Raw genomic sequence first — 13,612 nt, 5'->3', positions numbered from 1 at the left:
CGGCTAGCCGCCGAGAATCCCCTGGTCGCGGGCCCAACGCCAGAGTTCCGCCTCGGCCTCGTCCCGGTCCAGGGGGCCGCGCTCCAGGCGTACCTCCTTGAGGTGCCGCCAGGCCCGCCCGACGATGGGCCCCGGCGGTACGCCGAGCAGCTCCATGATCGCGTTGCCGTCCAGGTCGGGACGGACCCGGGCCAGGTCCTCCTCGTCCTGCAGTCGGGCGATCCGCTCCTCCAGCGCGTCGTAGTCGGCGGCGAGCTGTGCCGCCTTGCGCCGGTTGCGGGTGGTGCAGTCGGAGCGGGTCAGCTTGTGCAGCCGGGGCAGCAGGTCGCCGGCGTCGGTGACGTACCGGCGTACCGCGGAGTCGGTCCACTCGCCGCGGCCGTAGCCGTAGAACCGCAGGTGCAGGCCGACCAGCGTGGTCACCTGGGCGGTCACGTCCTTGGGATAGCGCAGCGCCTTCATCCGCTGCTTGGTCAGCCGCGCCCCGACCAGCTCGTGGTGGTGGAAGCTGACCCGGCCGTCCGACCCGACCGCCTTCGTCGCCGGCTTGCCGACGTCGTGCATCAGCGCCGCCATCCGGAGTACGAAGTCGCAGCCGGCCTCGCCCTCCAACCGGATCGCGTTGCTGACCACGATCAGGGTGTGCTCGTAGACGTCCTTGTGCTGGGCGTGCTCGTCGATCTCCAGCTTCAACCCGGACAGCTCCGGCAGGAACCGGTCGGCCAGCCCGGTGTCGACCAGCAGCCGCAGCCCGGTCACCGGGTCGGCGCCGCAGAGCAGCTTGGTGAACTCGTCACGGATCCGCTCGGCGGTGATCCGGTCCAGGTCGACGGCCATCGCCCGCATCGCGTCCCGCACCGCCGGGTGTACGGCGAACCGCAGCTGCGCCGCGAACCGGGCGGCCCGGAGCATCCGCAGCGGGTCGTCGCCGAACGACTCCTGCGGGGTGCCCGGGGTACGGATGATCCGGTCGGCGAGGTCGGCGAGCCCGCCGTACGGGTCGGTGAACTCGTGTCCGGGCAGGCTGACCGCCATCGCGTTGACGGTGAAGTCGCGGCGCCGCAGGTCGTCGACCAGGTTGGTGCCGTACTCGACCACCGGGTTCCGGCTCACCTGGTCGTACGACTCGGCGCGGAAGGTGGTGATCTCCAGGCGCAACCCGTCCCGCTGGGCGCCGATCGTGCCGAACTCGCGCCCGGTCTCCCAGGTCGCCTCGGCCCAGCCCTTGAGCAGCCGCAGCGTCTCGTCCGGGTGCGCGTCGGTGGCGAAGTCGAGGTCGTCACCGAGCCGGCCGAGCAGCGCGTCCCGGACCGAGCCGCCGACCAGGTGCAGTTCGTGTCCGGCGCGGGCGAACCGGCGTCCGAGTTCGTCGGCGACCGGGGAGACCCGGAGCAGTTCCGCGACCGCGTTGCGCTGGGCGGCGGAGAGCCGGCCGGCCGTCGCCGGGTCGGTAGCCTCGGGGCCCGGACCACCGGTGGACGGGTCGGCGGTCGACGGGTCAGCGCCGGCCTTCGCCTGCGCGGCACCGGCCGACCTGCTGGTGGACGGCGCGGAACGGGCTGCCTGCGGGACAGATGCTTCGGACATGGGATCGCCAGCCTAGCGGGCCGACCAGGGCACGGTGGTGGCGGGCACACCGGTCGGCAGTGACGCGCCCCGACGTTCACCGGCCCGGTTGACTAAGGTCTGCAGCAGTGCGGGCGGGCACCCGGTCCGCCGTACCCCTTGGGAGGCTGACATGGCAAGCGGGCTGTACCGCAGCGCGAACGCCATGCCCGACGGGGTACCGCCGCCGCAGGACGGCGCCACCCTGATCGGCACCAGTCCGATCATCGAGAGCACCAACCCGCCGCCGGAGACCGCCGAGGGCAGCGCGGCCGGCAACAGCGCGATCATGGCGATCGGCAGCCTGGTCAGTCGGGGTACCGGCTTCCTCCGTACCCTGATGGTCGCCGCGGCGATCGGCGTGCTCGCCGTCAACGACGCGTACTCCACCGCGCTGATCATTCCGCAGATGGTCTACGAGTTCCTGCTCGGCGGCGTGCTGACCAGCGTCGTCGTGCCGGTGCTGGTCCGCCGCCGCAAGGTCGACCGGGACGGCGGCCAGGCGTACGCCCAGCGGCTGCTCACCCTGGCGGTGCTCGCCCTCGGCGTGGCGACGGTGCTGGCGATCCTCGCGGCCCCACTGCTGACCGCGATCTACGCCGGCAACCGGGGTGCGGACTACCACAAGCTGGTCACCGACCTCGCCCAGCTGATGCTGCCGATCATCTTCTTCTCCGGGCTGAGTGCCCTGGTCGCCGCGGTGCTGAACACCCGGGGGCACTTCGCGGCACCGATGTGGGCACCGATCCTGAACAACCTGGTGATCATCGGCGCCTGTGCCATCTACATCGTGGTCTTCGGCGCGAAGCGCGTCGAGCCCGGCGACCTGGGTCGCGGGCAGATCCTGCTGCTCGGCGGCGGCACCCTGCTCGGCATCGTGGTCCAGGTCGCCGCGCTGGTGCCCGCACTGCGCAAGGTCGGCTTCCGCTGGCGGTGGCGGTTCGACTTCCGGGCCCTCGGCCTGCGGGAACTGGGCCGGCTCGGTGGCTGGATGCTCTGCTACGTGGTGGTCAACTCGATCGGTCTGATCGTGCTGTTCAACCTGCTCAACCAGGTCGACGAGGAGTCCGCCGGGCCGGCCATCTACAACAACGTCTTCCTGCTGCTGATGATGGCGCACGGCATCATCGCCGTCTCGATCATCACCGCGCTGATGCCCCGGATGAGTTCGGCCGCCGCCGACGGGCGGTTCACCGACATGGCGGCCGACCTGTCCCGGACCGTCCGGACCGTCACCGCCGTCCTCGCCCCGATCGCGGTCTGTTACGCCGTGCTCGCCGACCCGATCGCGGTGGTCCTCTTCGACTACGGTGCCGCCCAGGGCGACGCCGGAGCCATCGCGCCGGTGCTGCTGGTCGCCGCGCTGGCGCTGATCCCGTTCTCGGTCAGCCAGATCTTCACCTTCGCCTTCTGGGCCCTGCCCGACACCCGGATGCCCGCGCTGATCAACATCCCGGTGGTGGTGCTCCGGATCCTGGTACAGGTGCTGGTCTTCGCGGCCTTCTCGCTGTCGTTCCTGGCTCCCGGAATGATGATCGGCAACGCCGTCTCGTACGTCGCGGCGGCGGTGATCTCCGCGCGGATGCTGCGGCCCCGGATCGGCCGGATCGGGATCGGTGAGATGGTCGGCACCTTCGGTCGGGTGCTGGTCGCCGCCCTCGGCGCGACCCTGGTCGGCATCCTGGTCATGGTGTTGCTCCCCGGCGACGCCCTGGGCAACCAGTTGCTCGGCTTCGTCGAGGTGGTGATCGGTGGCCTGGCCATCGGCGGCACGTACCTCGGTCTCGCGATGCTGCTGCGGATCCGTGAGATCACCGACGTGGTCGGCATGCTGCGCCGCCGGCTCGGCCGCTGACCGGTCCCGCCCCTTCCCCGCCGCTGAATCATCCGGCTCCGGCCCCCTGGACCAAGCCGTCCTTCCCGCCGCCGCTCATCCGGCTCGGCCCCTGGACCAAGCCGTCCTCCCCAGCCGAAAGGAGGGCTGGGGATATCGCTGTGGATAACCCGTCGATCCGCTGAAAAAGCCCAGGTGGCAGCTGTGGATAACACGACGTCAGGATCAACTGACTGGCCGTCAGGACGGACCCTGCGACAAGCGGCGTACCGGACGGTGTGGTCACCGGCGGGCCCGCTGTCCTCAGTTGACTCGCCGGCGGCATAATCGCCGCGCGCCGGGGAAGGCGGGCGGGGCCCACCCCGGTCCACGGTCCACCCGGTCCCGCAGCCACCGGTCCGCCGGTCACCCCGGCCCGCCGACGTGACCGGGGCCGCCGGTGACACCGAGGCCGACAGAAGGGATCGCCGGACGGGTCCCGGGCACGGACGCCACCCGGCGTAAGACAGTTGAAATCAACCTATAGATTGCTAACCGCACGTGTCGGTAGCGCGGACGGCGTCGGGAGTTCAGGTGCGGTTCGCGACATCTCCGGCAGCTGGTCACCTACGGCCGCAAGATGACGTGTCGGGGATCAGTCAGACCCAGGTAAGGTCGCTCTCGACGGATGCGGCGAACGCCTAGGCTAGAAAGGGCCGATGGCCGTCCGAACTCCTTCGAAGGCGGAACGGAAGCCACATGCCCAGCAGCACGGGTCCAGCGATCGACACGATCACCGAGGGAGGACGGGTGACCCAGGTCGGCGAAGGTCAGGAGGCGGACGAGGGCACTCCCTCCGTGATGACCTTCGGTGCGCCCGCCGTCGGTGAGATCCTGGCCGAGCGGTACCAGCTCACGGCACACATCAACGACGACAGCGCCGGCCGGCAGGTCTGGCGCGGTGTCGACGTCGTACTGCGCCGGCCGGTCGCCGTGGTGCTGCGCCACCCCGGCGGCGACTCCGCGAAGGAGATGCTCCAGGCCGCCGTCGTGGCCAGCCGGGTGATCCACCCCAACCTGGTCGGCGTCTACGACGCCATCGACGAGGAGGACCGGGCGTACGTCGTCCGTGAGTGGGTCGACGGGCAGTCGCTGCGCGAGGTCGTCGCCGAGGGAACCCTCGACCCGACCCGGGCCACCGCCGTCGCACACGCCGTCGCCGGGGCGATCGCCGCGATCCACGCCACCGGCATGGTGCACGGCAACGTGCACCCCGGCACCGTGATGATCGCCGACGACGGGCGGGTGGTGCTCGCCGACGCGCGTACCGACGGCGCGGACAGCCCGGAAACCGACGTACGGGCGGTCGGCGGCATCCTCTACTACTCGCTGACCGGGCACTGGCCGCACGCCGAGGCGCCGCTCACCGGCGGCAACGTCCGGCGGGCCCGGGCCGCCGTACCGGACGCGGTCCGAGACGCCAGTGGTGCCATCGCCGCGCCCCGGCAGGTCCGGGCCGGGGTGCCCGCGTACCTCGACGACCTCACCATGGACCTGCTGGACGCCCAGCTCGGGGTCCCCTCCTCCGACGTGATCTCCGGCGAACTCGGCCGGTTGGCCGCGGCCGCCGAGGAACAGGACTTCGACAGCGGTCCGCTCCGCTTCACCAGCGCCGAGGCCACCCCGGACCTGCCCGCGACCGGCGGCCGGAAAACCCTGATCGGAGTCGGCGCGCTGCTGGTCGTGGCCCTGGTCGGCCTGCTGATCGGCATCAACGTGCTCTCCGACGACAACACCGGGACCGGGACCGCCCAGCCGCCGGCACCGACCGGGACCGCCCAGGCCGGCGCGGCGGGCGAGCCCGAGCCGGTCCGCAAGCCGGTGAAGCTCGACCTCCGGCCCAACCAGGTACGGGTGATCGACCCGGACGGCACCCGGAGCGAGCTGGACGGCGTGGAGAAGGTGGTGGACGGTGATTCCAACACGAGTTGGGAGACCGAGAGCTACCACGACCACCCCAACTTCGGCCGCGCCAAGCCCGGGATGGGGATCCTGATCAACCTCCGTGAGCCGAAGGAGGTCACCAGCGTGCAGGTCGAGTTCTCCGCTCCGGGGGTCTCCGCCGAGCTGCGCTGGGGCACCGCCGACTTCCCGTCCACCAACGCCGGCGACAAGGCGCTGCTGAGGGCGTACAAGAACCGGATCGGCAACCCGTACGAGAAGACCGAGGGTCTCACCGTCAACTTCAGCGACTTCACCCCGGGGCAGAAGTACCAATACCTCATGCTCTGGATCACCGAGCTGCCGCAGAGCGAACCGTACCGGTACAAGATCGGTGTCCAGGAGATAACGGTCCAGGCCCGGTGAGTCGCCGGTCTCCCCGGAAAAAGCGACATTCGGTTATCGTGCGGCCATGACCGGCGCACGGGGCTCGGACGCCGCCGGCCGGACCAGCCCGGCGGCCACACCCCCGTGGCCGCAGACGGGACCGGTCCCGCCGGACGGTGCCGTGCCGGCACCCGCGGCAGACGTCACCGTCCCGGCGGCGCGGGCCGAACCGGCGGAGCGGACAACCGACGCTGAGCTGCTGCGGGCCGAACCTGTGGAGCGGACCGACGCCGAGCTGCTGCGGGCCCACGTCGACGGCGACCGGACCGCCTTCACCGCCCTCTTCCACCGACACCGGGACCGGCTCTGGGCGGTCGCGATGCGCACTCTCAACGACCGGGAGGAGGCGGCGGACGCGCTCCAGGACGCGCTGCTCTCCGCCCACCGGGCCGCGTCGGGGTTCCGCGGCGACGCGGCCGTCACCACCTGGCTGCACCGGATCGTGGTGAACGCCTGCCTCGACCGGATCCGCCGCCGGCAGGCCCATCCCACGGTTCCCCTGCCGGACAGCAGCCGAGCGGCCGACAGTCCCCGGTGGGTCGGTGGGGTGGAACCGGCGGCACCCGCCGTCGACCACGACACCACGCTGGTCGTCCGGCAGGCCCTCGCCGAACTGCCGGTCGAACAGCGGGCCGCCCTCGTTCTGGTGGACCTGCAGGGCTACCCGGTCAGCGAGGTCGCGGTGATCCTCGGGGTCGCCGAGGGCACCGTGAAGAGCCGGTGTGCCCGGGGGCGGGCCCGACTCGCCGTGCTGCTCGGCCATCTCCGACCGTCGACGGCCGGGGCGAAGGTCACGGCCGGTGGGCGGAACACCGGTGAACGGGACACCAAGGAACAGGGCGCTGGCGAGCTGGGCACCGACGTGCCGTCGGTCACCAGCGGGAACCCCGGCCCCGACCCCGACGTCCGACCTACATCAACCCGGTCCGGACGTGGCCCGTCGGTCCGGTCCACAGGTGGTCGGATTCCGGGGAGACAGGATCGGAGCCGGGGGGCACCCGGCCCGGAGCAGGAGGAACCGTGACCGGCGGCCAGTTCAGGGAGGTCGATCTCGACCTGCTGGCCGACTATGTCGGCGGCGCGCTCGACGGCACCCCCGACGAGGCCGAGGTCGCCCGGTTGGTCACGCAGGCGCCGGACTGGGCGGCGGCGTACGCGGCGCTGACCGGCGGGCTCGACGCCGTCCGGCTGGACCTGGCGAGCCTCGCCTCGCCACCGGAGCCGATGCCGGCGGTGGTGGTCGACCACATCGAGGCGGCACTCGACCGAGCGGCTCTGGATCACCCCGCCGCGCAGACGATCGACGCTGGCCGGGCGGACGACGCCGCACAGCCCGGGGACGCTGTCACACAGCCCGGGGACGCTGAGGACGCCGGGGCCGACGCGGGCACCGTCGGGGCCGACGACGGGACGGCCGCGGGGACGGCCGGGGACGCCGAATCTGACGAGCCGTCGCCGTCCACCCTGGCGGCGGACCGGAAACGGGACGACACGTCGGTTCCGGGTCGGGCCGGACGCCGGCTCTCCGGCGTACCCGTGCAGACCCGGACCGGGCCGTCGCCGGCCACCCGGGGACCGGGCCGTCGCCGACGCTGGGTCCGCCGGGCCGCCGGGCCGGTGGTGCTCGCCGCCGTGGTGGTGGGATTCGCCGGCTTCGCGATCAGTCGCCTGGGTACGGTCTCCGGCAGCGACGAGCAGGCCACCGGTACGGCGTACAGCACCACCCGCGACAACGCCGAGGCCGCCCCGCTGCTCGGCTCCGGGTCGCCTCCGACGATGCCGGGCCCCGGCGCCGAACGGGTACTGGCGACCGGCAGCAACTACACCTCGAACACCCTCGCCGGGAACGTCGAAGACCTCGCCCGGGACCCGTTCAGCCGGGCTGCCACCAAGGCTCCGGCGACCAGCCGGGGCACCCAGCAGGACACGACCGACGGTTCCACCGGCGGGCCGGTGGAACAGGAGTCCCGCGCGACCGTCGCCACGCCCGGCCGGGTGCCGGGACTGGAGCGGCTGGCCGACCCGTCCGTCCTCGCCCGGTGCCTCGACGCGGTCGCCGCGACCCACGCCCGGGGACCGGTCACCGTCGACCTGGTGGACTACGCCCTGTTCGAGGGCAGGGCCGCCCTGGTTGTCGTCTTCACCGACCAGTCCGGAGCCCGGTGGGCCTGGGCCACCGGGCCGGAGTGCGGAACGTCTCCGACGGAGGCCGACGTCACCTATCAGACCCGGGTAGGGTGAAACAACGCCTCAGCGGCCCTTTCGGCGAGGCAGTGACATGACCCACCGGATGACCGGCTAGGGAATCCCCGCTTCGTACGATGACGTTCTGGCTTGCAAGCGCCGATGCCGTACGCGGTCGGCGCCCGGACCGCCATCGGCGCGCTGCGCTGGGGCGCATAGACACACATCGGGAGACGGCAGTGGATGAGGTCCGCAACCTGATCATTATCGGCTCAGGGCCGGCCGGGTACACGGCCGCGGTCTACGCCGCCCGGGCCAATCTCAAACCGCTGGTCATCGAGGGTGTGCAGTCCGGCGGTGCCCTGATGACCACCACCGAGGTGGAGAACTTCCCCGGCTTCGCCGACGGGATCATGGGTCCGGAGCTGATGGACTCGATGCGCAAGCAGGCCGAACGGTTCGGCGCCGAGTTCGTCACCGACGACGTGACCCGGGTCGAGCTGGTCGACACCGGTGTGCCGGGCTCCGGCGCAGCTCACACGGTGTACGTCGGCGAGACGACGTACCGGGCCAGGGCGGTCATCCTGAGCACCGGCTCGGCCTGGCGCCCGCTGGGCGTACCGGGCGAGCAGGAGTACCTCGGCCACGGTGTCTCCTCCTGCGCCACCTGTGACGGCTTCTTCTTCCGGCAGCAGGAGATCGTCGTGGTCGGTGGCGGCGACTCGGCGATGGAGGAGGCGACCTTCCTCACCCGGTTCGCCAGCAAGGTCACGATCATCCACCGTCGCGACGAGTTCCGGGCCAGCAAGATCATGGCCGACCGTGCCCTGGCGAACGACAAGATCCAGGTCGAGTGGAACAGCGTGGTCGAGGAGGTACTCGGCGACGACGGCAAGGTCACCGGCGTCCGGCTGCGCAACACGCACACCGGCGAAACCAAGACGCTGGCGGTCGGCGGCGTGTTCGTGGCGATCGGGCACGACCCGCGCAGCGAACTCTTCCGGGGCCAGGTCGAACTGGACGAGAACGGCTACGTCAAGGTCGACGCCCCGGGCACCCGTACCAACATCCCCGGCGTCTTCGCCGCCGGGGACCTCGTCGACCACACCTACCGGCAGGCGATCACCGCGGCGGGTACCGGCTGCGCCGCCGCCCTGGACGCCGAACGGTTCCTGGCGACTCTGGAAGAAGACTGAACAACCCCCCGAGGAGGGTCAAGTGGGAGCAACAAGCGTCGTCACCGACGCCAACTTCGTCAGTGACGTACTGCAGTCCGACAAGCCGGTGCTGGTGGACTTCTGGGCCGAGTGGTGCGCACCGTGCCGCAAGGTCGACATGCTGCTGGAGGAGATCGCCGGCGAGATGGGTGACGCGGTCCGCATCGTCAAGCTCAACATCGACGAGAACCCGGAGACGACCCGGGCGTACCGGGTGATGTCGGCACCGACCCTCACCATGTTCAAGGGTGGCGAACCGGTCCAGTCGATCGTCGGCGCCCGGCCCAAGGGCGACCTGGTCAAGCTCATCGAGACGGCGCTCTGAGCCGACGCCGGCCGATCCGTTCCGCGCCCGCATCCGCGACAACCGGATGCGGGCGCGGTCGTCTCTGCCCAGCTCAGACGGCCTGAGCGGACTCCAGAGCGGGCCACCGCGCGACGACCTGGTCCGGCCGGTTGTTTGACCCGTCCCGGCTCCGGGCAACAGCGGACGGCGGTGGAAAGGTCACGGTACGCTCCGGGAGCGTTCTACCCCCGTGTGGTGTACCGGCACGACCCTGGCCGGGGTCCGGGGCACAGGAACAACGCCGTGAACCGGCCGGAGCGGTCCTCGCTCCGGCCCCGCCCCGACGGGGTGGGCACAACAGCTCGCTGGCACGCAGAGGAGGTCGTCCGTGCGTCCGATCCGACGTGATGATCGAGGACCCGCGGTGACGGAGATCCGCTCCGTCCTGGTCAGCCTGAACCTGCTGCCCGCCGGCGGGCCACCGGGCGTCGACAACTTCGACGCCGAGACGGAACGCGCGGTGCGTACCTTCCAGCAGGACCGGGGCCTGAGCGTCGACGGACAGGTCGGTCCGGAAACCTGGCGGGCCCTGGACGCGGCCCGCTGGCGGCTCGGCGCCCGAACGCTCTACCAGGCGCTTCCGGACCCGCTCGTCGGAGAGGACGTCCGGACCCTCCAGGAACGCCTGCTGGAGATGGGCTACGACGTCGGTCGCGCCGACGGGGTGTACGGCGCCCGGACCGCCCGCGCGGTCGCCCAGTTCCAGCGCGAGGTCGGACTCGGCCCGGACGGCGCCTGTGGACCACAGACGATGAACGCGCTCCGTCGACTGGGCCGGAAGGTGGTCGGTGGACGCCCGCAGTGGCTCCGGGAGTCCGACGCGTTCCGGCAGTCCGGCCCGAACCTGGTCGGCAAGGTCATCGTGATCGACCCGGGGCACGATCCGTTCGATCCGGGTTTCGTGGTTACCGACGGCCGGCTGAACTGGACCGAGGCCGATCTCGCGTACGACCTCGCCGCCCGGTTGGAGGGCCGGCTCGCCGCCGTCGGCGTACGGGTCCACCTCACCCGGGGCCCCGCGCCGGCCGCCCCGCTCTCCGATCTCCACCGCGCCGAACTCGCCAACGAACTCGGCGGCGACCTGCTGATCTCGTTACACGTCGATGGTCACGTCAATCCGGAGGCGGACGGGGTGGCGACGTACCACTACGGCACCTCGAACGGGGTGACCTCGACGGTCGGCGAGCGGCTGGCCGGCCTGGTCCAGCGCGAGATCGTGGTCCGGACCGGGCTGCGGGACTGTCACACCCACGCGAAGTCGTGGGAGCTGCTGCGGATGACCCGGATGCCTGCGGTCCGGGTCGACGTCGGTTATCTCACCTCGCCGGACGATCGTGCCCGGCTGACCGATCCGCGGTTCCGGGACCGGGTGGTGGACGCGATCGTCGCCGCCGTGCAGCGGATGTACTACCCGGTCGAGCAGGACGTCCCGACCGGCTCGATCGACGTGGGCGAGCTGCGGGCGATGGTCGCCGCCGGCTCGGCCGCCCGCGACTGACCCGGGCTCGGGTACGGCCCTCCCGACCGGCAGGTGAGCCGTGGTGCACCGGGCCGTCCGCCGTCGACGGTCCAGCCGCTGGTGGACCCGGCGCTGCGTCGACGTCGATGACGGTTCAGCCGGCGGTGGACCGGGTCGCCGGTCGGACCGGCCGGAGCAGTCCCTCCGGGCTCATCGAGCCGAGCAGCTTCTCCAGGGCGTACTCGACGTCCGACTTCCAGGACAGCGCGGTCCGCAGTTCCAGACGCAGCCGGGGATAGCGCGGGTGGGGACGTACCGTTTTGAAACCCACCGAGAGGAAGTAGTCGGCCGGCGCGACGCAGCGGCCGGCACCCTCCCCGGCATCGCCGAACTTGGCGTCACCGAACGCCTCGATCGCCTTTATCCCGCGTTTGGTCAGATCCCGGGCGACCCCCTGGACCAGCATCCGGCCCAGCCCGCCGCCGGCAAAGGCGGTGACGATGTACGCCGTGGTGAGCAGCGCGGCGTCGGCGGAGACCGGCGAGGTCGGGAACGCCATCGAGCGGGGAACATAGGCCGGCGGCGCATACATCACGAATCCGGCGGGCATACCGTCGACGTAGACCAGCTTGCCGCAGGAGCCCCACTCGAGCAGCGTCTGGGAGACCCATGCCTCCTTCTCCAGGCCGGGATCACCCGCCTCGCAGGCCCGCTCGGCCGAAACCGGGTCCAGTTCCCAGTAGACACACTGGCGACAGGGCCGGGGCAGGTCCTCGAGCGTGTCGAGGGTCAGACTCACCAGACGTCGCGACATCGGCGTATCCCCAAAAAATCATCTCGGAGGGTCCAAAGACCGCAAATATCGCCATCCCCGGGTCACTATCCCCAACGAGCGATGGTACGCCGGAAGTCCGCCGCCCGGGAGAGGACCGTACCGACCGGACTCTCGCCCGGACGATCGGAACACGCCCGGGTGATTCCGGCACCACCCGGGGTGACTCAGCCGGTCCGGCATGTGGACGGTCCGCCGAGGTGAGGACCGGAGGTGGTGAGCGGGATTACGATCGACCGACGAGCGCCGATCGGCGAGACTGCCGGTCGACCCCCGACGGGGCCGAGAGACGTCGATGCGGACGCGCCCCACCGGGCCCTGTCGGCGGCGTTCCACCAGCGGTGACGGTGACCAACGCAGCAGGGGAGACGACATGACCCAGCGGGGCGGGGGCCGCCGGCCGACCCGCTCGTCCGGGTCGTGGCGGTGACGAGCGCAGCGAGGAGACGAGATGACCGGCACGACGCACGACGACTACACGGACCGGTACGCCCGACGGGTCCGCGGCATGACGGCTTCGGAGATCCGGGCCCTGTTCGCCGTGGCCAGCCGGCCGGAGGTCGTCTCGCTCGCCGGTGGCGCCCCCTACATCGCCGCGTTGCCGCTGGACGCGGTCGGCGAGATGCTGAACCGGCTCGCCACCAACCAGGGCACGACAACCCTCCAGTACGGCATCGGCCAGGGCACGCTCGAGCTGCGCGAACGGATCTGCGAGGTGATGGCGCTCTCCGGCATCGACGTCGGCTGCGGCGCCTCCCCGGAGGACGTGGTGGTGACCGTGGGCGGCCAGCAGGCGCTCGACCTCGTCGCCCGGCTCTTCCTCGACCCGGGCGACGTCGTACTCGCCGAAGGGCCCACCTACGTCGGCGCGCTCGGTGTCTTCCAGAGCGCGCAGGCCCAGGTGGTGCACGTACCGATGGACGCCGACGGGCTGATCCCGGAGGCGCTGGAACTGGCCATCGCCGACGTGGCCCGCACCGGTCGCCGGGCGAAGTTCCTCTACACCATCCCGACGTTCCAGAACCCGGCCGGCGTGACGCTGAGCGAGGAGCGCCGGGAACGGGTGCTCGACATCTGTGAACGGGCCGGCCTGCTGGTGGTCGAGGACGACCCGTACGGCCAGCTCTGGTTCGACCAGGAGGCCCCGGCGCCGCTGCGGGCCCGCCGTCGGGACGGCGTCTTCTACCTCGGCACCTTCTCCAAGACCTTCGCGCCCGGGCTGCGGGTCGGCTGGATCCTGGCCCCGCACGCGGTACGGGACAAGCTGGTGATCGCCACCGAGGCGCAGATCCTCTGCCCGAGCGCCTTCGCCCAGTCCGCCGTCACCACCTACCTCTCCACGATGCCGTGGCGACAGCAGATCAAGATCTACCGTGAGGTGTACCGGGAACGCCGGGACGCGCTGCTCGACGCGCTCGCCGACTACATGCCGGCCGGCACCACCTGGACCGAACCGGGCGGCGGGCTCTTCGTCTGGGCCAACCTGCCGGACGGGCTCGACGCCAAGGCGATGATGCCGCGGGCGATCGCCGCCCGGGTCGCCTACGTACCCGGGACCGGCTTCTACGCCGACGGCACCGGCGGTGGCCACATGCGACTCAACTTCTCGTTCCCGCCGCCGGAGCGGATCCGCGAGGGCGTACGCCGGCTGGCCACCGTGATGGAGCAGGAGGCCGCGATGCGGGAGGTCTTCGGCGCGGTCACCGGGCCGGCCCGACGCCGGGGCCAGGCCGGTGCCGACGTGCCGGGTCCCGACTTGGCATGATCT

The 13,612-nt window shown here is 71.5% G+C and carries 10 protein-coding genes; 8 read left to right on the top strand and 2 right to left on the bottom strand.

What is annotated here, in order from left to right; genetic code table 11:
* Positions 1 to 3: 3 nt before the first annotated feature.
* Entirely contained in the window at positions 4 to 1,587 is a 1,584-nt protein-coding gene (locus tag ABGB21_RS00735; RefSeq protein WP_347655498.1) for a CCA tRNA nucleotidyltransferase, read from the bottom strand.
* 151 nt (positions 1,588 to 1,738) lie between these two features.
* On the opposite strand from ABGB21_RS00735, the gene murJ reads away from it, so the two are divergent.
* From murJ to ABGB21_RS00700, 7 genes are all read left to right on the top strand, one after another.
* Entirely contained in the window at positions 1,739 to 3,460 is a 1,722-nt protein-coding gene (murJ, locus tag ABGB21_RS00730; RefSeq protein WP_347655497.1) for a murein biosynthesis integral membrane protein MurJ, read from the top strand.
* A gap of 717 nt (positions 3,461 to 4,177) precedes the next feature.
* On the top strand, positions 4,178 to 5,785 hold the full coding sequence (locus tag ABGB21_RS00725) for a protein kinase family protein (RefSeq protein WP_347655496.1): 1,608 nt from the start codon (positions 4,178 to 4,180) through the stop codon (positions 5,783 to 5,785).
* 217 nt (positions 5,786 to 6,002) lie between these two features.
* On the top strand, positions 6,003 to 6,830 hold the full coding sequence (gene sigM / locus ABGB21_RS00720) for an RNA polymerase sigma factor SigM (protein WP_347655519.1): 828 nt from the start codon (positions 6,003 to 6,005) through the stop codon (positions 6,828 to 6,830).
* Positions 6,827 to 8,047 carry a hypothetical protein gene (locus tag ABGB21_RS00715; protein ID WP_347675951.1) on the top strand — a complete coding sequence of 407 codons (1,221 nt, stop codon included), beginning with the start codon at positions 6,827 to 6,829 and terminating at the stop codon, positions 8,045 to 8,047. Before sigM ends, ABGB21_RS00715 begins: the two co-directional genes overlap by 4 nt.
* A 182-nt stretch (positions 8,048 to 8,229) precedes the next feature.
* Positions 8,230 to 9,186 carry a thioredoxin-disulfide reductase gene (trxB, locus tag ABGB21_RS00710; protein ID WP_347655494.1) on the top strand — a complete coding sequence of 319 codons (957 nt, stop codon included), beginning with the start codon at positions 8,230 to 8,232 and terminating at the stop codon, positions 9,184 to 9,186.
* Between the two features lie 22 nt (positions 9,187 to 9,208).
* Positions 9,209 to 9,532 carry a thioredoxin gene (gene trxA, locus ABGB21_RS00705; RefSeq protein WP_347655493.1) on the top strand — a complete coding sequence of 108 codons (324 nt, stop codon included), beginning with the start codon at positions 9,209 to 9,211 and terminating at the stop codon, positions 9,530 to 9,532.
* Between the two features lie 349 nt (positions 9,533 to 9,881).
* Positions 9,882 to 11,051: a peptidoglycan-binding protein gene (locus tag ABGB21_RS00700; protein ID WP_347655492.1), complete on the top strand. Its 1,170-nt coding sequence runs from the start codon at positions 9,882 to 9,884 to the stop codon at positions 11,049 to 11,051.
* Positions 11,052 to 11,166: 115 nt separating this feature from the next.
* Here ABGB21_RS00700 and ABGB21_RS00695 read toward each other — a convergent pair whose 3' ends face one another.
* Positions 11,167 to 11,826, bottom strand: a complete 660-nt coding sequence (locus tag ABGB21_RS00695; RefSeq protein WP_347675949.1) for a GNAT family N-acetyltransferase — start codon at positions 11,824 to 11,826, stop codon at positions 11,167 to 11,169.
* Between the two features lie 469 nt (positions 11,827 to 12,295).
* Between ABGB21_RS00695 and ABGB21_RS00690 the strand changes: the two genes are divergently transcribed.
* Positions 12,296 to 13,609, top strand: a complete 1,314-nt coding sequence (locus ABGB21_RS00690; protein WP_347655490.1) for a PLP-dependent aminotransferase family protein — start codon at positions 12,296 to 12,298, stop codon at positions 13,607 to 13,609.
* Positions 13,610 to 13,612: the final 3 nt, after the last annotated feature.

Origin of the sequence: Plantactinospora sp. B24E8 (genome assembly GCF_039871735.1) — a bacterium.
Classification (GTDB): Bacteria; Actinomycetota; Actinomycetes; order Mycobacteriales; family Micromonosporaceae; genus Plantactinospora.
This window is presented reverse-complemented; position numbering and strand designations above follow the sequence as displayed.